Raw genomic sequence first — 22,708 nt, 5'->3', positions numbered from 1 at the left:
CGCGAAGGAGCTGCACGACGGCCGCTTTGATATGACCGTGCGCGTGGACGAGACCAAGCGGGATATCGTGGTGTCGCGGTTCGACGCGGTGCCGCACCTGTCGGCCACATAATGGCTGTCGTCCTGGCCCCGCGCGCAATTGCGCGCTAGGCCAGCACGGCACTTAGCTATCGGCGAGCTTCCTTGCGCCCCTCTGCCGCCGGCTTGTCTTCATCCTTTGCCGCATTCCACAATGCGTCCATCTCCGCGAGCGACGCCTGCTCAAGCGTCCGGCCCTGCGCCTCCAAAGCCCGCTCGATATAGGCAAAACGACGCTCGAATTTCGCATTCGTAGCGCGCAATGCGGCTTCCGGATCGGCGTCGACATGGCGGGCGAGGTTGACGAGCGCGAACATGAGGTCGCCGGTCTCTTCCGCCAGGCCCACGCTGTCGTTGCGGTCCAATGCCGCCTCGATCTCGTCGGCTTCCTCGCGGATCTTTGCCAGCACGGCGCGCGGGTCGTTCCAGTCGAAGCCGACGGTGGAGGCCTTGCGCTGCAGCTCCATGGCCCGCGTCAGCGCGGGCTGGCCGGCCTTCACGCCTGACAGCAATGACTTGTGCGCCGGCGTTTGCTCCGTCGGACGGCGCGCGGCGCGCTCGGCCTTTTCCTCAGCCTTGATGCGGTCCCAGACCTCCTTGACGTGGTGCGGGGCGAGGTTGCCGTCCTTGTCGGCGAAGACGTGGGGATGACGCCGGATCATCTTGCGCGTGATAGCCTCGACGACATCTCCAAACGAAAACGCGTTCTGCTCGGAGGCCATCTGAGCGTGGTACACGACCTGAAGCAGGAGGTCGCCGAGCTCCTCTCTGAGATCGTCGAGATCGCCGCGAGCGATCGCGTCCACCACCTCATAGGCTTCCTCGATCGTGTAGGGCGCGATGGTCGCGAAGTTCTGTTCGAGGTCCCAGGGGCAGCCGGTCACCGGCGTGCGCAGCGCCGCCATGATCTCGATCAGGCGGGAGATGTCGCGGGAGGGCTTCATGTCATGAAATTCCATAGAATCAAACACCGGCGTTATACGCTTCGGAAGAGACAACTAATGGAAATCCGACGGCGAACTCTGTCTCGAAGGTCCCCACGCATACGCTTCTTCCGGGCTGTCGAACGGTCGGATCATCGGCTCCTCGAAGCCGAGCACCTCATAGCAGTAATCGCTGCCGACGAAGGAGAAATGTCGTGGCTTCCGGCCGATTGGATCGGTAGCGGTATATGCGCTGAGCAGCGCGGAGCTTTCGGCCTCCTTAATGTAAATACCTCCATCGTACACTCCCGCGCTGTCTCCATGATCGGCCACCGAGTAAATCATCTCATCAAAACCCGCATAAATCTCGCAGGGCATTTCGATGCCATAAGCGCGACGACTGGGATTTGGCGCAATGACAATTAGGTAGAGCACGCGACGCCAAAGTCCTTGGTCGAAAACATAGGGCGGGCGTTCGATGCCGTCGATAATCGACTCGTATGGCCGCCATCTAAGAGTGGGATCAGGGAACAAGCCGCCTCCACGCTGTATGAGGTTTGCTCCGCATCCGGAAGCCGATGTCTCATTGGGCACCGGAGCTACATGCTTCCGGCTTTATGCCAAAAGCTCTGCATCAATCCCAGCGGAACAGGCCGAAATCAGACTGGTTTCCACCGCCGACCGACTGATCGGGATCAGACCGCCGTTCGCCGAAGCAGGAGCATGCGAACGAACATCGCAGCGCAAAATCCAAAGAACAGGATTGGCGCGAGCGCAATCAATCTGCTGCCTGGCTGGGCAACAAACATCACGAGTCCGCCGGCGACGAGCACCAAAGACACGATTGTCAGGAGCCAGAGCACGATCGGGCCGTGTGCGCGTGCCTGGGACGTCATGCTCTCCTTCAAAGACAGCCCCTCGTCCGCGGCGTTCAGTCTAGGGAGCAGAATGCACATCCAAGCGAGATAAAACGCCAAGAAGACGCCGGCCAGCACCACGGAGACGCCGAGGTTGTATCCTCGAAAGAAGGTTGGTGCGACGATGATCAGCAGGGCTGAAACCACGATATAGGCCTTCATCTGCTTTCGGAGCCGCCGATAATTCTCCTCTGAGCCAACCATGTAGCCGCGGCCGAGGACGCCCCATGGAAAGAACAGCCGGCGTCCGTCCTCAATGGTCTTGAAACTGCTGCTGGTCAGCCCTTCAAAATAGCCCATGTCGCCGCCCATCCATTACATCGTGTGGCAGTTGCGCTAGACTACCAGCGCGAGCATGCGGCTGCAATTGAGTGGAAGCTCTTCGGAGCGCACGTCGTTGTGTGATCTAGCATTGATGGCGTCGACGAACTGGACTACCTGAGGCCCATGAGTGACTCAATTTCCTCCGACACCGCGCTGGTGCTGTTCTCCGGCGGCCAGGATTCCACCACCTGCCTCGCCTGGGCGCTCAGCCGCTTCGCGCGGGTGGAGACGCTGGGATTCGAGTACGGCCAGCGCCATGCCATCGAGCTCGCCTGCCGCGACCGCCTTGTCGACGGCATGAAGAGCCTACGCGAGGATTGGGCTGCAAAGCTCGGCGAGAGCCATACGCTGTCGATCCCAACGCTCGCCGCCGTCTCCGAGACCGCGCTGACGCGCGACGTCGCGATCGCCATGGGCGCCGACGGTCTGCCCAACACCTTCGTGCCGGGCCGCAACCTCGTATTCCTCACCTTCGCCGCAGCGCTGGCCTACCGGCGCGGCATCACCCACATCGTTGGCGGCATGTGCGAGACCGACTATTCCGGCTATCCCGATTGCCGCGACGACACCATCCGCGCGATGCAGGCGGCGCTCTCGCTGGGGATGGCGCGGAAGTTCGAGCTGCATACGCCCTTGATGTGGATCGACAAGGCCGCGACCTGGAAGCTGGCGCATGACCTCGGCGGCGACGGTCTGGTCGACCTCATCCGCGAGCAGTCGCACACCTGCTATCTCGGCGAACGCGGCGCGCAGCATGACTGGGGCTATGGCTGCGGCGAGTGCCCGGCCTGCAGCCTGCGGGCGAAGGGATGGCGGGAGTTCGTGGCGGAACGCAGATAGCGCTCCGATCTCCGCTGTCATTGCCCGCGAAGGCGAGGAATCCAGTACGCCGCGGCTTCTCCGTATCTCACAAACGTCTCTGGAATACTGGATCACACGCCTTCGCGGGTGATGACAGCTGTATTTGGGGAAACGGTGCCCGCAACGCGCAGGTGGTTATCAAGCAAAATCCTCGTCCCGCAGCTCGATCGGCTTGCCGTGCGGCGTACGATCCGCTGCGTGGTCCCAGGCGTCGCGGTAGCGATGCAGCGTCTCCTTGGAGGCGACACCCTTGCGTGCGACGAGGCCTTCCAGCGTGGCGAGCCAGTGCAGATAGTAGGTCTCGCCCGTGTCGGGGTCGCCGGCGGCCTGCGCGCGCTTGATCTCGGAGGCGAGGGCGGCGGCCCATTCGGGCCAGGTGAAGACGCCGCGTTCGTGCAGGCTCAAGGCCATCGCGAACGCATGCGCCTCCCAGGGCGCGCGGAACACGGGGCCGTCGTCATCGCGCGGAATGCTGGGAATGGCGGCGGTCGCAGCCGCGGCAGCGCTCCCACTCATCAGGCGGGATCCAGATAAGGCTCGAAGGCGTCGATCGAGACCTTCAAGGTCGGGTCACCATCCTCGCCCCAGAGATCGCGGCCCTCAAACACGACCGTGTAGAGCCATTGCGGGTTTTCGCCGAGCTCCATAGCCGCCGAATCCGGAAACACGTGGCAGCCATGGTTGAGCTCGACCACGCCGACATGGCCGCGGACATAGCGCGGCAGGCGCGTATGCGTGGCCGGATGGATGTTCTTAGCGCGAACGCGATCGCCGATGTTGAATTTCGCCGCGGCCGGGGCAGGGCGGGCGAACTGGCCGCGCACCATGATGCGCTCGACATTGGCAAGATCGAACTTGCCGTGCTTGAGCGCCTTTGCAGGCTTCATCGCGTGGCCGGCCGCAACTTCTTCCCGGGTGAGATAACCCTTCTCGATCAGCATCTCCTCAAGCCCGAGGAACCATTTCTTGTAATAGGAGCTCGAGAGGTAGACGTGCGGCGGCAGCGTCTCGCGGTAGAAGCGCGAGGTGTCGATGTTGAAGGCGCCGGCCGCGCCCATCGCACGCACCATGGCCAGAACGCGGGACTCCCACTCCTCGTGGAACATCGGCTCGTTCGGCTCGGGCTCGACCTTGCCGAACCCGTCCATGCCGCCCATGTCGTGCACGCCGTTCACGATGGCGCTCCCGGCGTCTTGGGGAAGCCGGTGCCGATCATGGAATCCCGTGTGACCAGCTCGGCGAGCTGCTCCTCGCTCCAGCCCTCGGTGCCCGCGGGGCGCATCGGCAGCACCAGGAAGCGCGTCTCGGCCGTGGAATCCCACACCCGGATTTCGATGTCCTTCGGCACGGCGACGCCGAAATCGGCGAGCACGCCGCGCGGGTCCTTCACCGCACGCGAGCGGTAGGGTGCGGCCTTGTACCAGACCGGCGGCAGCCCGAGCATTTCCCAGGGGTAACAGGAGCACAGCGTGCACACGACCATGTTGTGGCGCTCGGGCGTATTCTCGACCACGACGAGGTGGTCGCCGACGCGGCTGACATGGCCGAGCGTGCCGATCGCCTTGCTGCCGTCCTCCAGCAGCGCCTGCTTGAACGCCGGATCGGTCCAAGCTTTCGCGACGACGCGCGCGCCATTGTGCGGGCCGATCTTGGTCTCGTAGGCCTGGATGATGGCGTCCAGCGCGGCCGGCTCGAGATAGCCTTTTTCGGTCAGGATCGTCTCAAGCGCGCGCACGCGCAGCTCGGTCTCCGAGAGCTCGGAATGATCGTGATCGTGGTGATGATGATGGTCGTGATCGTGGCTCATGACGGCGAAGATAGGCGCAATGACCTGGGCCTGTCGAGTATGCGTTGCGGTGCGTCCGGGTCCCATATTCGTGAGGGCGGTTGTAGGATAGCATCGCCGCAAAAGCGATGAGGAGACGCTGGTGACGGACTATGTGAAGATCGAGAAAGGCCTCGGGCCCGAGGGACGGATTGCGGTGGTGCGGTTCGATCGCGGCGACGGCATCAACGCGCTGTCACCCGAGGCAATGCGGCAGCTGACCGCAGCGGCGCGCAGCTTCGAGGACGACGCCGCGACGTCGGTCGTGGTCCTGACCGGCAGCTCGGGCGCATTCAGCGCCGGCTTCGACCTCAAGGACGCCGAAGGGCGCTCGCGCAAGGAGATGGATCTCGGCGCGCTGCGGCGGCATCTCAAGCTTGGGCCGCGCCTGACGCACGCCTGGCAAGAGATGGAGCAGATCACGATCGCGGCGATCGAGGGCTTTTGCGTCGGCGGCGGCGTCGCGCTGGCCGTGGCGCTCGACTTCCGCGTCATGGGGCGCGATGCGCATCTGCGCGTGCCCGAGATCGGGCTCGGCATGAACATGAGCTGGCAGAGCATCCCACGCATGCTGCATCTGATGGGTCCCTCGCGCACCAAGCAGGCGGTGATCCTGGCCGATCAGCGCATCAGCGCGGATGAAGCCTATGAATGGCGGCTGGTGGAGCAGGTGGTCGATCCCGGCCATGCCTTCGAGGCCGCGATGGATCTCGCGCGCAAGGTCGCCGCGCAGCCGCCGCTCTCGGTGGCCATGACCAAGCTCACCGTGAACCGTCTGGCGCATGCGCTTGACGATCTCGCTAGCCACATGGACGTCGACCAGTTCGCGCTCGCCGGCTTCAGCGAGGACCACAAGGAGGGCGTCGAGGCTTTCCTGACGCGCCGCAAGCCGCGGTTCAAGGGGCGGTAGCCCACGGCGCTGTCGATGTCGGGCAGATGAATTTTCTTGAGCTGGGGGCGATTGGGAAAACTTCGTCCATCTCCCTGCAAATATCTGAAATTGCAAGGAAGACTGGAAAAGGCGATGGTGCGTGCTGCGGTGCAGCGCGTCGTTCGCTTGAGGCGGTTTGCTGCTGTTCCACTTCCCAGTCGCCGATGTGACCGGCTCTGGTTTGCCTTCCGGGCAGCCGAGAGAACTATTGTGCATGAAGGCCGTCTCCATGAACGCTCACCAATCGCTTGCCGTCGGACAGCCGATTGCGCCCCCTGAACCGATTTCACCTGTCGCGCCGGAACCGGACGCGATGGTCCGTTTCGACGGGATCTCAAAGACCTATCCCGCCTACCGCGGCAAGCCCGGCGTCAACGCGCTGCAGAATATCGACTTCGCCATACCGCGCGGTTCCATCACCGGCGTGATCGGCCGCTCGGGCGCAGGCAAATCGAGCCTGGTCCGGTTGATCAACGGGCTGGAGAAGCCGACCACGGGCCGCGTCATCGTCGACGGCCGCGATATCTCGGCGCTGGCGGGCCGCGAGCTGCGCCTGGCCCAGCGCTCGATCGGCATGATCTTCCAGCATTTCAACCTCTTGTCGTCGCGCACCGCTGCCGACAACATCGCGCTGCCGCTGGAGATCGCCGGCTGGTCCAGAGCCGACATCAAGGCGCGGGTCGCCGAGCTGCTCGCGCTGGTCGGCATCGCCGACAAGCATGATCGTTATCCCTCGGAACTCTCGGGCGGCCAGAAGCAGCGCGTCGGCATCGCGCGGGCGTTGGCGACGCGGCCGAGCGTGCTGCTGTCGGACGAGGCGACCTCGGCGCTCGATCCGCAGACCACGCGCGCGATCCTCGATCTGCTCGCGAACATCAACCGTGAGCTCGGGGTGACCATCGTGCTGATCACCCACGAAATGTCCGTGGTGCGCCAGCTCGCGAAGGAGGTCGTGGTGCTCGATGCCGGCCGTGTGGTCGAGAGCGGCCATGTCGCCGACATCTTCACCCATCCGAACCACCCGATCACCCAGTCTTTCCTCGCCGAAGTGATTGGCGACAGCCTGCCGGTCTCGCTGGCAAGCCGAATCGTGCCGGAGCCCGTCGTGGGCGGGCAGACCGTGATCCGCATTCAGGTGCGCGGGGCAGGGGCCGGCGACACGGTGGTGGCGCGGCTCGCCCGTGAGCTTGGCCTCGACGTTGCGCTGCTCGCGGCGCGCATCGACGAGATCGGCGGCCAGCACGTCGGCTCGCTCGTTCTCGGCATTCCCGGCGGCGAAGACGCGGTGACGCGCACGCTCGCCTGGCTCTCTCAATATCAATTCTCGGCGGAGCGTCTCGGCCATGTCGCCTGAACTCATCAATTTGATCGTCCAGGCCACCGGCGAAAGCCTGTACATGGTCGGTATCGCGGCGCTGCTCGGCACCACCTTCGGCCTGCCGCTCGGCGTCTTTCTCGCCACCAGCCGGAAGGGCGAGCTGTTTGCGGCTCCCTTCGTCAATCGCGTGCTGGGCATCATCGTCAATGCGACGCGGTCCACGCCCTTCATCATCCTGGTCGTCGCCATCATCCCGTTCACGCGGCTGATTGCCGGCACCTCGATCGGATCAACGGCGGCGATCGTACCCCTGGTCATTGCATCGACGCCGTTCATCGCGCGCCTGGTCGAGGCGGCGATCCGCGAGGTCGATGGCGGGCTGATCGAGACCGCGTCCTCATTCGGCGCCTCGCCGATCCAGATCGTGCTCAAGGTGTTGATCCCGGAGGCGCTGCCCGGCCTGCTGCTCGCATTGACGCTCGCCGTGGTCAGCCTACTCGGCTATTCCGCGATGGTCGGCGCCGTCGGAGGCGGCGGGCTCGGCGACCTCGGCATCCGCTATGGCTATCAGCGCTTCATGCCGGAGATGATGCTGGCCGTCGTGGTCGTGCTGATCGCGCTGGTGCAGATCGTCCAGAGCGCGGGCGATTATCTGGCGCGCCGGGTCAACCGCCGGCTGCGGCATCGCTGAACCGAACCTTTCTGAAACTGGAGACATCAATGCGTTTTCTCGCAACCCTTGCGGCTGCAGCCTTGCTTGCGGCCAATGCCCACGCGGAAACGATCCGCGTCGGCGTGACCGCCGGCCCGCATGCCGAGATCCTGGACGTCGTGAAGAAGGTCGGTGCCGAGCGCGGCATCGACATCAAGGTGGTCGAGTTCACCGACTACGTGATCCCGAACCAGGCGTTGGCGCTGAGGGATCTCGAGGCCAACTCGTTCCAGCACGAGCCGTACCTGAAGAACCAGATCTCCAAGACCGGCTGGAAGATCGTCAAGGTCGCCAATACGATCGGCTCGCCGCAGGGCGTTTATTCGCAGAAATACAAGAAGCTCGCGGACCTGCCCGAAGGCGCCCGCGTCGCCATCGCCAACGACCCGTCCAACGGGGCACGCGGCTTGATGATCCTGGCGCTGCACGGGGTCATCAAGCTGGAGGACCCGAACAACGTCTCCTCGACCATCGCCGACATCACCGAGAACCCGAAGAAGCTGCGCTTCGTCGAGCTCGATGCCGCCCAGCTTCCGCGCGCGCTGCAGGATGTCGACCTCGTGTCGATCAACAACAACTACGCCGTGCAGGCCGGTCTCAATCCGGCGACCGACGCGATCGCGCGCGAAAACCCCGACGGCCCCTGGGTCAACATCCTCGCTGTCCGCGAAGAGGACAAGGACAAGCCGTGGGTGAAGCAGCTGATCGAGGTCTACCACTCCGATCCGGTGAAGGCGTTTCTGCAGACGCGCTTCAAGGGGACCTACCTGCCAACCTGGTAAAGGCGAGCGGCGCGCGTCAGGCCGCACACCTGGCGCGCCGCAGCGTCTGCGAGGGCAGCTCGGAGAAGTGGCGCTTGTAGTCGAACGAGAACTGGCTGAAGTGCCAGAAGCCGTGCTGCACGGCGACGTCGTAGACGGAGGCATTCGTGCCGCCGGCGCGCTTCAGATCGCGGCGCACACGGTTGAGCCGCATCGCGCGCCAGTAATGCATCGGGCTCGTGCCCAGCACCTCCTGGAAGCAGTAGCCGAGCTTGCGCGGGCTGGCGCCGACCGCCTTGCAGACCTCCAGCAGCGAGAGCGTCCGCTCGCCGCTGCCATGCATCAGCTCCCGCGCGCGATCGACGGTGCGCTTGCGCCCCGCAGCGCTCCGGCCGGTATCGCTTGGGCGTGCCGTCGGCAACATGTCCATGATCTCGACGAGCAGGGCGTCTTCGAGCGCCTGCCGGACGGCGGGGTCGTCGAATCGTTCGGGCGCGGTCGCGATGGTCTCGTGGATCGCGGCAAGATGAGCTCGCAATCGCAAGACCGGCGCCTGCGCCATCTCGATCACGCGCAACTGATGCCAGACCGCGCGCGGCAGCTCGATATCGAGCCGAGCAGCGAGCTCCTCGATCAGCGCCGAACTGGCGATGACGCCGCGCAGCTCGAACGATCGCGGTGTGCACATGTCAACCTCGGCGTCGATGCAGGCAATTACCTGGGCGCCTGCAACGCTGGCGCCGTTGCAATTGATCTCGCCCTCACCGTGCCAGGGCAGAGCAATGCCGAAGCTGTCGGCTCCCAACTGACCGTATTGGCGGACCTGCTGGCTGGTGATCTCGCGGAAGATTTCGAGCCGGGGCAGGGAGAGTTGCGTGAAACTGCCGCTGAAGGCTCCGGCGCTGATCTGGTCGTAGCTCAGCCGCCAGCGCCCGAGCGAAGCGCAGTGCTCGTCGACGTCGCTACTGGTCGCCTGAAGCAGATTGTGAGCTGAGTCCAGAGTCGGAAGAACTTCACTTAAGGTCATGACGATACGTCAAATTCCCCGTTCGAGCAGCCAGCAAGAACCACGCCAGACTGGCACGGCCACCGGCGCTGTCCAGCAAAATATTGCCGGATCTCGATAACGCCGGCCGGAGCCTTCAATGCAGTCTTCCGCCCCGGCGGTCCCGACATTGGTGTCGAGGCCGCTTGGCGGAGGGATCGAGATGCGACCGACCGAGATCATGAGGGGCAGCCCGCCCGCGCCCGAGGCGCAGGTGACGCGCGCGAACTGGCGCAGCTTCCCCGCGATCCGCTGGGGCTTTACCCACACCCGGGAGGTGCTGCCGACTGCGGAGGTCCGCCGCTCGGCTAGCCCGACGCCGGTGCGCAGCGCGCCGCGCGAATTGTCCAGGCTCGGCTTCACGGCGCCGGACGGCCAGCCGACGACAGTCGAGGCCACGCTGCGCGAGACCTTCGGCGATGCGCTGCTCGTCATGCACCGGGGCGCGCTGATCCACGAATGGTACGGCGACGGCATGAGCGCGACCACGCCGCACCTCATCTGCTCCATCAGCAAGTCGATCGCCGGAACGCTCGGCGGCATTCTGGCCGCGCGCGGCTTGCTCGATCCCGAGGCGAGGGTGGTGCGCTACGTGCCGGAGCTGGAGAGTTCGGTCTATGGCGGCTGCATGGTCCGCAACGTTCTGGACATGGCGGTCGCCATCAAGTTCGAGGAGGACTACGAGGATCCCGCCGGCGACGTCGCGCGCTACCGCTTCTCCTCGGGCTGGGACGTGCCGCCTCCGGGTGTCGAGGCCAGTCACCAGCGGGCCTATCTGACGACGCTGCGCGGGACAGGCAAGCCGCACGGCAAGGTGTTCCACTACGTCTCGACCAATACCGAGGTGCTCGGCTGGGCCTATGAGCGCGCCTGCGGCATGCCCTATCATCGTATCCTCTCCGAATATCTCTGGCAGCCGATGGGCGCGGAGGAAGACGGTTCGCTCACGCTCGACAGCCACGGCATGGGCCGCATCGCCGGCGGTCTTTCGGTCACCGCGCGCGATCTCGTGCGCTTCGGTGAGATGATCCGCAACCGCGGCGTTGTGGAGGGGCGGCAGGTGGTGCCGGGCTGGTGGATCGACGACATCCACGAGAACGGCGATCCCAAGGCCTGGGCCGATGGCGACCTCGCCGAGATCTTTCCGGGCGCCCGCTACCGCAGCAAATGGTACACAATGGATCCTTCGCGCAACGATCTCGCCGGGATCGGCATTCATGGTCAGTGGCTCTATATCGACGCCGCGTCCGACACCGTCATCGTCAAGCTTGCCACGCAGCCGAAGGCGATGGACGTGCCGCTCGACCACCGCTGGCTCGCCGCCTTCCGCGCCATCACCGCGCATCTCGCCCCGCGCTGAACGGACATCCCATGCTCGATACCGCCAAGCCCCAATCTCCGGACAAAGCCGCCACGACCCATCCGCTCGATCCCTTGACGACCGAGGAGATCAGTGCGGCCTGCGCATTGGTGCGCGCCGCGGCGGCCGCGCCGGAGGATTGCCGCTTCCCGGTGGTGAGGCTGGAGGAGCCGACCAAGCAGGAGCTGGCCGCAGGTGGGGCGGGGCGCCGTGCCTTCGTGCTGACGCTGGATGTAACGACGGGCGAAGCTATCGAGCACGTCGTCGATCTCGGCCGTAGCGAGATCGTGACGCGGAAACTCCTCCCGAACCGCGAAGCGCCCTATGGCCAGCCGCCGGTGATGCTGGAGGAGTTCTTCAAGTGCGAGGCCGTGGTGAAGGCCGATGCCGGCTGGCGCGCGGCAATGCGCCGCCGCGGGCTCAGCGATAGGGACATCGAGCTCGTTCAGGTCGACCCGTTCTCCTCGGGCTTCTTCGACAAGGAGTTCGAGCGCGGCGCACGTATCGTGCGCGCGGTCAGCTATTTCCGCGAGCATCCCCAGGACAACGGCTACGCCCACCCGATCGAGGGCGTCGTCGCCGTCGTCGATCTGATCGGCGGCAAGGTCATCGACCTCACCGACGAAGACCCGATCGTGCCGATCCCGCGCAAGAAGCGAAACTACGGCGCGCATGAGGTTGCGAATCCGCGCACCGACATCAAGCCGCTACACATCGAGCAGCCCGACGGCGCGAGCTTTCGTGTCGAGGGCTGGCAGGTTGACTGGCAGAAATGGAGCTTCCGCATCGGCTTTACGCCGCGCGAAGGCCTCGTGCTGCATCAGCTCGCCTATCAGGATGGCCCGCGCAAACGCTCGCTGATCCATCGCGCCAGCGTCACGGAGATGGTGGTGCCTTACGCCGATCCGACCGCGAACCATTTCTGGAAGTCGGCGTTCGATGCCGGCGAATACGGCCTTGGCATGCTCGCCAACGCGCTCGAGCTCGGCTGCGACTGTCTCGGCAACATCCACTATTTCGACGTGCCTGCCGCGGACAGCAAGGGCGAGCCCTTCGTCATGCAGAACGCCATCTGCATGCACGAGGAAGACTACGGCATCGCCTGGAAGCACTACGAGTTTCGCAACGGCCTGTTCGAGGTCCGCCGTTCGCGGCGGCTGGTGATCTCGTTCTTTGCGACCGTCGGCAATTACGACTACGGCTTCTACTGGTACCTCTACCAGGACGGCACGATCCAGCTGGAGACCAAGCTCACCGGCATCATCCAGACCGCCGCCGTGCCATCAGGCGAAAAGTACAAATGGGGCGGCATGGTCGACGACAATCTGGGTGGCCCGACGCACCAGCACTTCTTCAACGTCCGCCTGCACATGGATCTCGATGGCGGCGGCAACACCGTCACCGAGCACGATTTCGTGCCGCGGCCCTGGGGCGAGGGCAATCCGCACGGCAACGTGTTCGACACCACGACGCGGGTGTTGTCGCGCGAGCGTGACGCGGCGGGACTCGCGAATGGCGAAACCGGCCGGTTCTGGAAGATCAGCAATCCCAACGAGACCAACTCGGTCGGCAACGCGCCGGCCTACAAGCTCGTCATCAATCCGTCTCCCCTGATGCTGGCGCAGGAGGGCAGCTATGTGCGCAAGCGCGGCGGCTTCGCGACCAGGCATGTCTGGGTGACGGCATTCGATCCCGCCGAGAAATACGCGAGCGGAGATTACCCCAACGTCCATGCCGGTGGCGACGGCCTGCCACGTTATGCCGCGCAGGACCGCAACATCGAGAATGCTGATATCGTGGTGTGGCACTCTTTCGGCCATACTCACCTCTGCAAGCCCGAGGACTTTCCGATCATGCCGGTCGAATATGCCGGCTTCGTGCTGAAGCCGACCGGCTTCTTTGCCGCCAACGCGGCCGGCGACATCCCGCCCGACCGCAACAGCCACAGCGTGCTGGCGGGCGCGAGTAACAGCGCCGGCGAGTCGTGCTGTGGCGCCGTCAGGCCATAGAGTCCGCGCTGTAACAAGCCGATCATTTCCGATCATTGCCGGACAATGAGCGATCGTGTCTATCTAGAAGCGTTCTAGATGTTCGTCATCGCAATGTTCGAGATCGCTGCTCGCTGACATGTCGGCTGCGCAGCAGCCGTACGCACCCGTTCGCCATGAGTGCATTGGTCGCGCATGCTGCGCACATCTCTGGAGAAATTCTAACCTTGTTCCTATCGCCCTGCGAAGCCGCCTGAGTTAGGGCGGGGCATCAAGAATGGTACCGGCGAAGCCGGCGAGGCGTGGGGCTTTACGAGACGTGACAGACTTCCAACTTCCTTCGCGTGCAGTTGCGCGTCGTCAACGAATTCAGGTGATCTTCTTCGGTGCGGTCAGCACGTTCGCTCTCGCCGTGCCCGTCGGCTCCGCGCAAGCCCAGACCCAGATTCCCGCCGTCACCGTGGAAGCGCCGGCGCAACGTGCCCGTCCGGCGGCAATCGCCTCGTCGCGAGGGTCGGCTGCGGCACGCGCTGCTCGCGCCAATCGTCGCGCGCCGGCGCAGCAGGCGGCACCGATCCAATCGGCATCATCGAACGGCGCAACTGGTGAACGCGCCAACGGGCCGGTGCGCGGGTTCGTCGCCACGCGGAGCGGCACCGCAACCAAGACCGATACCCCGCTGATCGAAACTCCGCAGTCCGTGTCCGTCGTCACCACCGACCAGGTCAGGAATCAGGGCGCGGTCTCGATCGGCGAGGCGCTGCGCTACACCGCCGGCGTCAGCGGCGACGTCAATGGCGGTTCTGATACCCGCTTCGGCGCTCTGCAGATCCGCGGCTTCGATACGACCATGACGGGCCTCTACATTGACGGCCTGCGGATTCCGTCAAGCAACTACGTGCATTTCAACGGCCTCGATCCCTACGGCGCCGAGCGCCTCGAAGTGCTGAAAGGGCCGTCCTCGGCGATGTATGGCGGCAGCGGCACCGGCGGCATCCTCAACTACGTGACCAAGCTGCCGACCGCGCAGCAATTCGGCGAGGTCTCGGTCTCCGGCGGAAGCTTCGACCGTTATCAGGGCCAGTTCGACATGGGTGGCCCCGCCAACAAGGAAGGCACCGTGCTGTGGCGCCTCACGGGCGTCGTCCGCGACGGCCAGACCCAGGTCGACTTCACCAAGGACAACCGTGTCTTCATCGCGCCGGCCGTCACCTTCAAGCCGAACGAGGACACCACCATCACCCTGCTCGCCAACTACCAGAGGGACCGGGCAGGGTGGGGCCTCCAGTTCCTGCCGGCCTCAGGCACGGTCTGGCCGAACAATGGCCGCACCATTCCGGTCTCGTTCTTCGCGGGCGTGCCGGGCTTCAACGCGTTCAATACCGAGATCGCGACCGCCGGCTACCAGCTCTCGCACAATTTCACCGACAACATCACGTTCCGGCAGAACCTGCGCTACGCCTATCAGCACAACGAGGAGAAGGTGTTTTACGGGGCAGGCTATACTGACGAGGCAGCCGGGCAACTCGCACGCGCGGGCAGCTACAGCAACTCGTACATCAATTCCTTCGCGGTGGATAATCAGCTGCAAGGCAAGTTCGTCACCGGCATCCTCAGCCACACCACGCTGGTCGGGGTCGATTATCGCAACACTGCGTTCCGCGATACCGCCTTTGGCGTCACCACCTCGGCTCCCGAGATCAACGTGTTCAACCCGGTCTACAGCTACGACTGGACCATGGGCGCGATGAGCGACAACACCGGCGTCAAGCAGTCGCAGGTCGGCCTCTACGCGCAGGACCAGATCAAGCTCGGGCGGCTATCGTTCCAGCTCGGCGGCCGCCAGGACTTCGTGACGACGCAACTCGACAGCGATCTGCCCGCCGCCAGTACGTCGGTCTCGAAGGATGCGTCGGCCTTCACCGGCCGCGCCGCCGTCATGTACAATTTCGACAATGGCATCGCGCCGTATTTCAGCTACTCGGAATCGTTCCTGCCGGTGCTCGCCAGGGGACCGGCCGGCCAGCTGCTCAATCCCGAGACCGGAGTCCAGTACGAGGTCGGCGTCAAGTACCAGCCGATCGGCTGGAACGCGCTGTTCACCTTCGCCGCCTTCGACCTGACGCGCGACAACGTCGTCACCTACGCCCCGCCGACATATATCGCGGAACAGACCGGGCAGGTGAAATCGCGCGGCATCGAGCTCGAAGGCACGATGTCGCTCGCCGACGGCTGGAACCTGCGCGCGGCCTATGCCTATGTCGATGCCGTGGTAACGCAGGATCCGGTCAATGTCGGTAAGGCGCCGGTCGTCGTGCCGCTCAACCGTGCCTCGCTGTGGAGCGACTACACGCTCCAGAACGGGGTGCTCGCCGGCTTGCAATTCGGCGGCGGCATCCGCTATGTCGGCGCGACCTGGGGCGATGATGCCAACACCTTCAAGGTGGGATCGGCGACCGTGCTGGACGCGCTGCTCGCCTACACCCGTGACAATTGGCGCCTTCTTTGAACGTGACCAACCTTGCCGATACGCGCTATGTCGCTGCCTGTTACAGCCTGTCAGGCTGCTTCTATGCGGAAGGGCGCAAGGCCATCGGCAAGCTGACCTACCGCTGGTGAGTTCGAACTGAGGATGGTCCGGCAATGGGGAGCCGGACCTGACGGATGAGAGTGGAAGACGATGAGAGCGATATTCGGTCGGCTGCATCGCTGGGCGGGACTCCTGACGGCCGGCTTCCTGTTCTTCTCGGGCATCACCGGCGCGATCATCTCGTGGGATCACGAGCTCGACGATGTCCTGAACAGCCACTTGTTCGACGTCAGCAGCAAGGGCCCGGCGATTCCCTCGATCGAGCTCGCCAAGATGATCGAGCAGCGCGATCCTCGCGCGCGCGTCGTCTATCTCTTCATGACTCCGGAGGAGGGCCACTCGCTGTGGTTCTTCGTCATGCCGCGGATCGATCCCGCGACCGGCAAGCGTTATCCGCTCGACTATAACCAGGTCTTCCTCGATCCCAACACCGGCGCGGAGCTCGGCCGGCGCTGTTGGGGCGCGGTCTGGCCGGTCACGCGAGAGAACTTCGTCTCGTTCCTCTACAAGCTGCACTACACGATGCACATCCCGGAGTTCTGGGGCAGCGATCGCTGGGGCATGCGCGTGCTCGGCATCATCGCCATCATCTGGACCATCGATTGCTTCGTCGGCTTCTATCTGACGCTGCCCTCGCGGCGGCGCGCCAAGGCGGCGCGGGCGCCTGAAGTCGCGCGGCAGCTCGAGCGCGGATTCTGGGCGCGCTGGGCGCCGGCCTGGACCATCAAGACCTCGGGCAGCGCGTACCGGATCAATTTCGACATCCACCGCGCCTTCAGCCTGTGGACATGGAGCCTTCTGTTCGTCATCGCCTTCACGGCGTTTTCGCTGAACCTCTATTTCGAGGTGTTCTCGCCGCTGATGAAGATGGTGTCGAACTACACCCCGACGCCCTATGAGCAGCGGCCCTATCGCGGCCTCGACGACCCCATCGAGCCGAAAATGACGTTCGCCGAGATCGCCGCCCGCGCAGCCGCCGACGGCAAAGCTCGTGGCTGGACCATTCCGGTCGGCGCGATCAGCTACGGGCCTGCCCATGGTGTCTATGCCGCTGCCTTCTTCCATCCCGGCGACGATCACGGCGCCGGCGGTGTCGGCCCGGCGCAGCTTTACTACGACAGCGAGGACGGCCGCCCGATCGGCGAGCGGCTGCCCTGGGTCGGCACCGCTGCCGACATCTTCGTGCAGGCGCAGTTCCCGCTGCATTCGGGCCGCATCGTCGGGCTGTTCGGCCGCATCCTGATCTCGATCATGGGGCTGGTGGTGGCGGCGCTCTCGGTGACCGGCGTCGTGATCTGGTGGCGCAAGCGCCGCGCCCGTGTCCGCGTGCGCGAGACCGCGGCGGTGCGGCTCAGCCAGCAGCAGCTCACGCCGGCGGAGTAGGGCTCGGCCGGCCGTTGCAGGTGAACCTTCCGGCCCGGCGCCGCCACAAAGACTGGAGATCGCTTCCAGTCTTTCCGGAAATCGCAATGAGATCGCTTGCCTTGCTCTGCCTGCTCGTCTTGGCCGCGCCCGCACATGCGGCCACGCCCGAGCAGCCCTATCTCGAGCTGCGCGACCGCAACATCGCAAAGTTCTCCAAAGCCAAGGAGAGCGACGCCATCTACAAGCAGCATGACGCCGCGCTGAAGGAGCTGGCAGGGATGCTGCGCGGCGTGGTGGGTCCGGTCACGATCAAGGGGCTGCCGGCCGAGGGCAAATCGAACGTCGACACGCTGTTCAAGGGCGACATCGGCTTCGGCCATCTCGACGGGCTCAGCTTCGCGTCGGAAGGCTACAAGACGCAGGCCGTCGTGACCACGACGACGCTGCTCAAGCACTGGCTGCGCGAGCGTCGCGAGGACGGCATGCCGCAGGAGATCGGCGCCGCCTTCAAGTCGGACCGGTTCTACTACAATGCGATCCAGGACGCCGCTTTCGCCATCTATGCCGAGCTGCCGATCACCAAGCTCGCGGGTGTAACCGTTGCGGCGGCCGTGCTGGGCGTGCGCGGCAATGGCGGCCTGAAGGGGCCGCCGGATGAGATCGACGTGGTCGCGATCCAGGGCGACAAGGTCTACTTCATCGCCACGTCCGACGGCGTGAAAACGGCGGAGATTCCGGCCTGCGAAAAGGTCTGGAAGCAGATGATGGCCAGGAAGGTCCCGCAGGACGACATGGCCCGCGAAGACAAGGCCATGGACGCCTATACCAAATGTTTCGCCAAGGAAGCGCCGAGCCAGAGCTGGTACGCCACCATCGTCAAGAAGGCGCAGGGACAGCTGGAGCTGTTGCCGCTGCGCTAAACGCGGGCGACCGCTCAGAACGGATAGTGCCGCGGCCCCGTCTGCACGGTGATCCAGCGCAGCTCGGTGAACTCGTCGATGGCCGCCTTGCCGCCGAAGCGGCCGTAGCCTGACGCCTTGGTGCCACCGAACGGCATCTGGGGCTCGTCGTGCACGGTTGGCGCGTTGACGTGGCAGATGCCGGCCTCGATCCGCTTGGCAACGCCAAGGGCGCGCGCGATGTCGCGGCCGAACACGGCGGAGGAGAGGCCGTATTCGGTGTCGTTGGCGACGCGGACCGCCTCGTCCACGCCGCTGACGCGCACTACGGTCACGACCGGACCGAAGCTTTCCTCACCATAGATGCGCATCGCCGGCGTGACATGATCGACGATGGTGGCCGGCATGATCGTGCCGTTGCCGTGCCCGCCTGCCGTCACCACCGCGCCCTTGGCGACGGCGTCGTCGATCAGGCCGCGGACGCGGTCGCAGGCAGCATTGCTGATCAGCGAGCCGAGCACCACATTGCCCTTGCCGGGATCGCCATGGGGCAGGCTCTTCGCCTTGGCGCTGAACTTGGCGATGAAGGCGTCCGCCACCTTGTCGTCGACGACGATCCGCTCCGTCGACATGCAAATCTGGCCCTGGTTCATGAAGGCGCCGAAGGCCGCGGCGTTGACGGCAGCATCGAGGTCGGCATCATCGAGAATGACGAGCGGAGCCTTGCCGCCAAGCTCCAGCAGCGCGCGCTTGAGATGCTTGGCGCAAGCAAGCGCAATGAGGCGGCCGACCCGGGTCGAGCCGGTGAAGTTGACGCGGCGGATCGCCGGATGGGCGATCAGCGCTTCGACGACCGCCTGCGCATCCTCCGGCGCATTGGTCACGACGTTGACGACGCCGTCGCCGAGCCCGGCCTCCGCCAGGCAGCTTCCGATCAGGCGGTGCACGCCGGGGCTCATCTCGGAGGCCTTCAGCACCACCGTGTTGCCGCAGGCAAGCGGCATCGCGACGGAGCGCACACCCAGGATCACCGGCGCATTCCACGGCGCGATGCCGAGCACGACGCCGACCGGCTGACGGAACGCCATCGCGAGATTGTCGGGCTTGTCGGTCGGGATGACCTCGCCCGAGATCTGCGTCGTCATGGCGGCGGCCTCGCGCAGCATGCCCTCGGCGAGATGCACGTTGAAGCCGGCCCAGCCGACGGTGGCGCCGGTCTCGGCGACCATCAGTGCGGTGAACTCCGCCGCTCGGCGCGCGAGGATGTCGGCGGCTGCGCTCAGCCGCTTGCGGCGCTCGGAGGGACCGAGCTGCGACCAGGCCGGAAAGGCGGCGGCAGCCGCGTCGGCGGCGCGCATCGCATCGTCGATCGAGGCCGCGGCTACGACGGTCGCGGTCTCGCCGGAGATCGGATTGCGGCGCTGGAAGGTGCGCTGATTGCTGGCCGACTGGTCCTTGCCGCCGATGAGAAGGTCGATTGCGTTCATGCCGCTCTCCATGGGGTGCTGGGGTGATTACGTTGGTTTTGAAGAGACCCGCGCCTTGCCGAGATAGGCGCGCTGGATCTCGGGATCGTTCTTCATCGCAATCGCCGGTCCGCTGCCGGCGTTGCGGCCGGACTCGATCAGGTAGACGCGATCGGCGATGTCGAGGCTCGCCCGCGCGTTCTGCTCGACCAGCAGCACGCCGAGGCCGGTGCTGCGGATCTGCGTCAGCGCGCGGAAGACCTCGCGGCTGAGCAGCGGCGACAGGCCGAGCGAAGGCTCATCGAGCAGGAGCAGCAGCGGGTTTGACATCAGCGCCCGGCCGATCGCAACCATCTGCTGCTCGCCGCCGCTCATGGTGCGAACGGCCTGGGGCATGCGCTCGGCAAGCCGCGGGAACAGCTGCATGATTCTTGCGAGCCGGTCCGCTTCGCCGGCGCGGGCGCGCGCGGGATAAGCACCGAGCTGCAGATTCTCGGCGACCGTCAGATCGCCGAAGACGCCGCGGCCTTCGGGCACCAGGGCAATGCCGTGCTCCACGATCAGATGGGCTGGCAGTTCGACGATGCTCTGTCCCTCGAACCGGATCGTTGCGCCCGGCGCAGGCTTGACCAGCCCGGCGATGCTCTTGAGCAAGGTCGACTTGCCGGCGCCGTTGGCGCCAAGGATCGCGACGATCTCGCCCTGATTGATGCCAAGCGCAATGTCGGCCAGCGCCTGGTGCTTGCCGTAGAAGTGGGAGAGGGCGGCGATCTCAAGCATCGTCACCTCCGAGATAGGCGGCGACGACCTTAGGATCGGACAACACCTCGTCCGGTCCGCCGCGCGCGATCACGCTGCCGGCATTCATGACGATGCAATGGCTGCACAGCGCGCGGATCGCATCCATGACATGCTCGACCATGATGATGGTGAGGCCGCGGTCCCGCAGTTTTGCGATCAGGGCGATGCCTGTTTCGAGCTCGCTCGGATTGAGGCCCGCCAGCCATTCGTCGAGCAGCACGAGGCGCGGCTGCAGCGCCAGCGCGCGGGCAAGCTCCAGCCGCTTCTGGTCGATATAGGTCAAATCGCCGGCGGGCGTTTCGTGCATGGTGCCGAGTCCCACCAGATGCAGCAGCTCGCTTGCCGTTGCGTCCGAGCCATCCGAGGTGGAGAACAGCCGCGCCGCCGCGACGTTCTCTGCGACGGTCAGATCCGGCATCACACGCACCAGCTGGAACGTGCGGGCAAGACCCAGACGCGCGATCTGGTGCGCGCGCAGGCCATTGAGGAGGGTGCCACCGAACCGGATCGTGCCGGACGAGGGCTTCAGGGCGCCGGACAGCGTATTGAGCAGCGTCGTCTTGCCCGAACCGTTCGGGCCAATGATGCCGATGATCTCGCCCGGCGCGACCTTGAAGCTGACGTCATTGACGGCAAGCAACCCGCTGAACGATTTGCTGACGCCCTCGACCGCGAGCAGTGGTGCCACCATGGCGCGGGCGGACGCAGCGGCAGGGCCACCAGCCGGGACGCGCCAGCGGCCCGCCCCGAACAGGCCGATCACGCCGTTCGGCAGCACCATGACGATGAGCACGAAGATGAGGCCGAGCACGATGCTGAAATGGTTGGGCAGCGTCGCGGTCAGCACCTCGAACAGCAGGACCAGCGGAATGACGCCGAGTACAGGTCCGAACAGCGAGCCGGCGCCGCCCAGCAAGGCCATGATCACGACCTGGAACGAGATGGTCGGATTGAACGCGATGGCGGGATCGATATAGGTCCAGCGCGGCGCCATCACCGCGCCTGTTATCGCCATGAATGTCGCGCTCAGAATGAAGACGCCGAGCTTGACCCGCGTCGCGTCAATGCCAGAGTGGCTGGCCGCGGTCTCGTCGGCGCCGATGGCGCGCAGTGCCAGCCCGTAGCGCGAGCGCCCGAGCAGCCAGCCCACGAGGAAGACGAGCGCCGTCAGGCCAAGAAGCTGCCAGTAGAGAACGTCCTGCGTCACCGCGCTGAACAGATAGCGGCCGACCGATTTGTGGATGTTGACCTCGTACCAGATCACCAGCTGCCGGATCAGCTCGGCAAGCCCGAAGGAGAAGATTACGAAATAGATGCCTGATAGCCGCAGCGTCGAGAGGCCGGTGATCGCGGCGGTGAGTGCGCCCACGCCGGCCGCGGCCAGCAGCACGACCGGCCAAGGCATAGTCTCGCCGAGCACTGCGGCGGTGTAGGCGCCGAGGCCGAAGAAGGCGACCGTCGCAAGCGAGATGTAGCGGGTGGGACCTGAGAACATCGCCCAGGCCGTCGCCAGAATGGTGAAATAGAGAACGCTGATGCCGAGCGCGAGATAATAACCGTTGGCGTAGAGCGGATAGGTGACGATGGCCACAGCCAAGGCAGGGACGGCGCACCACAGCAATGCACGCATGGGCCCGGTCATGACACGGCCCTTCCGAACAGGCCGGTCGGCCTGATCAGCAGCACGCCCAGGAACAGCGCGTAGGTCGCGGCCAGCGTCAGGCCCGGATCGACCAGCCGCGCCACCGCGGTCTCGACGACACCGAGCAACAACCCTGCGACTAAGGCGCCCATCACATTGCCGACGCCGCCCATGATGACGACGACCAGCGCCTTCATGGTGAAGACCACGCCCATGGCGGCATTGAAGGTGAGGAACATGCTGACGAGCACGCCGCCGACGGCGACCAGGCCGCCGCCGAAGGCAAAGGCCAGCCCCGACATGGCGGCCACGTCGATCCCGACAAGGCGCGCGGCGTTGGCATCGACCGCGATGGCACGCACGGCGGTGCCGATCCGCGTGCGGGTCAGGGCAAGATACACCGCGCCGCCGACCAGCGCCGCAAACAGCAGCGCGACCAGGCGGTTGATCGCGAGCGTCGAGCCCATGATCGTCAGCGGAATGGAGAGATAGCTGTAGCTGTAATACTGACCGCCGAAGGCGACCAGCATGGCGCCTTGGATCACGAACAAGACGCCGAAGGTGACGAGGATGCTGTCGATCTCCTGCGCGCCTCTGTCCTTGCTCCGCCGCATCAGGCGCTCCAGCAGGAAGCGATAGAGCAGCCAGTTCAGCAGCATCGCGACAGGGACGGCCAAGAGCAGCGCGGCCAGCGGGCTGAGGCCAAGACCGCTGTAGAGCGAGAACGCGCCGAAGGCAGCCGCGACCAGAGACTCCCCATAAGAGAGGTTCATGATCCGCGCCACGCCATATTGCAGCGTGAGCCCGAGCGCGATCAGCGCATACATGCCGCCGAGCACGAGGCCCGGCAGGACGATGTCGACAAGCAACATGAAACGGGTCCCTGGTGGACGGAGGCAGGC

20 protein-coding genes and 1 pseudogene are annotated in these 22,708 nt (G+C 65.2%); 10 read left to right on the top strand and 11 right to left on the bottom strand.

The genetic code is table 11. The features are described from left to right. Window positions 1-167: 167 nt before the first annotated feature. The 3 genes from mazG to SE91_RS15100 all read right to left on the bottom strand — a co-directional run bounded on the left by mazG (window position 168) and on the right by SE91_RS15100 (window position 2,230). Complete coding sequence (gene mazG / locus SE91_RS15110; RefSeq protein ID WP_061851139.1) at window positions 168-1,022, bottom strand: nucleoside triphosphate pyrophosphohydrolase; 855 nt, start codon at window positions 1,020-1,022, stop codon at window positions 168-170. A gap of 54 nt (window positions 1,023-1,076) precedes the next feature. Beyond that, window positions 1,077-1,535, bottom strand: coding sequence for a hypothetical protein (locus SE91_RS15105; RefSeq protein ID WP_144441364.1), 459 nt, complete (start codon window positions 1,533-1,535; stop codon window positions 1,077-1,079). Window positions 1,536-1,696: 161 nt separating this feature from the next. Further along, a complete protein-coding gene (locus tag SE91_RS15100) occupies window positions 1,697-2,230 on the bottom strand; it encodes a hypothetical protein (protein WP_061848133.1) in 534 nt (177 codons plus the stop codon). 135 nt (window positions 2,231-2,365) lie between these two features. On the opposite strand from SE91_RS15100, the gene queC reads away from it, so the two are divergent. Further along, window positions 2,366-3,082, top strand: a complete 717-nt coding sequence (queC, locus tag SE91_RS15095) for a 7-cyano-7-deazaguanine synthase QueC (protein ID WP_061848132.1) — start codon at window positions 2,366-2,368, stop codon at window positions 3,080-3,082. A 159-nt stretch (window positions 3,083-3,241) separates the two neighbouring features. Here queC and SE91_RS15090 read toward each other — a convergent pair whose 3' ends face one another. Genes SE91_RS15090 through nthA form a run of 3 tightly spaced genes read right to left on the bottom strand, consistent with a single transcriptional unit; the run spans window position 3,242 to window position 4,910 of the window. Then, complete coding sequence (locus tag SE91_RS15090; RefSeq protein ID WP_061848131.1) at window positions 3,242-3,619, bottom strand: nitrile hydratase accessory protein; 378 nt, start codon at window positions 3,617-3,619, stop codon at window positions 3,242-3,244. Further along, window positions 3,619-4,278 (bottom strand): nitrile hydratase subunit beta, encoded by a 660-nt coding sequence (nthB, locus tag SE91_RS15085; protein WP_008559287.1) that lies wholly within the window; start codon window positions 4,276-4,278, stop codon window positions 3,619-3,621. Before nthB ends, SE91_RS15090 begins: the two co-directional genes overlap by 1 nt. Continuing rightward, a complete protein-coding gene (nthA, locus tag SE91_RS15080) occupies window positions 4,275-4,910 on the bottom strand; it encodes a nitrile hydratase subunit alpha (protein ID WP_061848130.1) in 636 nt (211 codons plus the stop codon). Before nthA ends, nthB begins: the two co-directional genes overlap by 4 nt. A 121-nt stretch (window positions 4,911-5,031) precedes the next feature. Between nthA and SE91_RS15075 the strand changes: the two genes are divergently transcribed. The 4 genes from SE91_RS15075 (at window position 5,032) to SE91_RS15060 (ending at window position 8,671) form a co-directional block, all read left to right on the top strand. Then, window positions 5,032-5,838 carry an enoyl-CoA hydratase/isomerase family protein gene (locus SE91_RS15075; protein ID WP_061848129.1) on the top strand — a complete coding sequence of 269 codons (807 nt, stop codon included), beginning with the start codon at window positions 5,032-5,034 and terminating at the stop codon, window positions 5,836-5,838. 235 nt (window positions 5,839-6,073) lie between these two features. After that, window positions 6,074-7,213, top strand: a complete 1,140-nt coding sequence (locus SE91_RS15070; protein WP_197489465.1) for a methionine ABC transporter ATP-binding protein — start codon at window positions 6,074-6,076, stop codon at window positions 7,211-7,213. Further along, entirely contained in the window at window positions 7,203-7,868 is a 666-nt protein-coding gene (locus tag SE91_RS15065) for a methionine ABC transporter permease (RefSeq protein WP_061848128.1), read from the top strand. Before SE91_RS15070 ends, SE91_RS15065 begins: the two co-directional genes overlap by 11 nt. 29 nt (window positions 7,869-7,897) lie before the next feature. After that, window positions 7,898-8,671, top strand: coding sequence for a MetQ/NlpA family ABC transporter substrate-binding protein (locus SE91_RS15060; RefSeq protein ID WP_061848127.1), 774 nt, complete (start codon window positions 7,898-7,900; stop codon window positions 8,669-8,671). A gap of 16 nt (window positions 8,672-8,687) precedes the next feature. On the opposite strand, the gene SE91_RS15055 is transcribed toward SE91_RS15060, so the two are convergent. Continuing rightward, the gene (locus SE91_RS15055) at window positions 8,688-9,677 is read right to left on the bottom strand and encodes a helix-turn-helix domain-containing protein (RefSeq protein WP_061848126.1); all 990 of its coding nucleotides are present in this window, start codon (window positions 9,675-9,677) and stop codon (window positions 8,688-8,690) included. A gap of 181 nt (window positions 9,678-9,858) precedes the next feature. Here SE91_RS15055 and SE91_RS15050 point away from each other — a divergent pair, with 181 nt between their 5' ends. From SE91_RS15050 to SE91_RS15030, 5 genes and pseudogenes are all read left to right on the top strand, one after another. Continuing rightward, the gene (locus tag SE91_RS15050) at window positions 9,859-11,055 is read left to right on the top strand and encodes a serine hydrolase domain-containing protein (RefSeq protein WP_061848125.1); all 1,197 of its coding nucleotides are present in this window, start codon (window positions 9,859-9,861) and stop codon (window positions 11,053-11,055) included. Window positions 11,056-11,066: 11 nt separating this feature from the next. After that, a complete protein-coding gene (locus tag SE91_RS15045; RefSeq protein WP_061848124.1) occupies window positions 11,067-13,064 on the top strand; it encodes a primary-amine oxidase in 1,998 nt (665 codons plus the stop codon). Window positions 13,065-13,668: 604 nt separating this feature from the next. After that, window positions 13,669-15,662: pseudogene (locus tag SE91_RS15040) on the top strand (TonB-dependent siderophore receptor). A 61-nt stretch (window positions 15,663-15,723) separates the two neighbouring features. Next, complete coding sequence (fsrB, locus tag SE91_RS15035) at window positions 15,724-17,016, top strand: siderophore utilization protein FsrB (protein ID WP_061848123.1); 1,293 nt, start codon at window positions 15,724-15,726, stop codon at window positions 17,014-17,016. Window positions 17,017-17,102: 86 nt separating this feature from the next. Beyond that, window positions 17,103-17,918, top strand: a complete 816-nt coding sequence (locus tag SE91_RS15030; RefSeq protein ID WP_061848122.1) for a hypothetical protein — start codon at window positions 17,103-17,105, stop codon at window positions 17,916-17,918. 14 nt (window positions 17,919-17,932) lie between these two features. Here the strand turns inward: SE91_RS15030 and SE91_RS15025 are convergent, their stop codons facing one another. From SE91_RS15025 to SE91_RS15010, 4 genes are read right to left on the bottom strand one after another with little or no spacing between them, the layout of a single operon-like run. Further along, the gene (locus SE91_RS15025; RefSeq protein WP_061851137.1) at window positions 17,933-19,384 is read right to left on the bottom strand and encodes an aldehyde dehydrogenase; all 1,452 of its coding nucleotides are present in this window, start codon (window positions 19,382-19,384) and stop codon (window positions 17,933-17,935) included. A 27-nt stretch (window positions 19,385-19,411) separates the two neighbouring features. Then, a complete protein-coding gene (locus SE91_RS15020; protein WP_061848121.1) occupies window positions 19,412-20,143 on the bottom strand; it encodes an ABC transporter ATP-binding protein in 732 nt (243 codons plus the stop codon). Beyond that, the gene (locus SE91_RS15015; protein ID WP_061848120.1) at window positions 20,136-21,806 is read right to left on the bottom strand and encodes a branched-chain amino acid ABC transporter ATP-binding protein/permease; all 1,671 of its coding nucleotides are present in this window, start codon (window positions 21,804-21,806) and stop codon (window positions 20,136-20,138) included. Before SE91_RS15015 ends, SE91_RS15020 begins: the two co-directional genes overlap by 8 nt. After that, window positions 21,803-22,678, bottom strand: coding sequence for a branched-chain amino acid ABC transporter permease (locus SE91_RS15010; RefSeq protein ID WP_061848119.1), 876 nt, complete (start codon window positions 22,676-22,678; stop codon window positions 21,803-21,805). The genes SE91_RS15015 and SE91_RS15010 overlap by 4 nt, the downstream gene beginning before the upstream one ends. Window positions 22,679-22,708 lie beyond the last annotated feature (30 nt).

Origin of the sequence: Bradyrhizobium sp. DOA1, from assembly GCF_001593325.1 — a bacterium.
Taxonomy (GTDB): Bacteria; Pseudomonadota; Alphaproteobacteria; order Rhizobiales; family Xanthobacteraceae; genus Bradyrhizobium.
The sequence above is the reverse complement of the archived record's forward strand: the minus strand, read 5'-3'. Positions and strand labels throughout refer to the sequence as shown.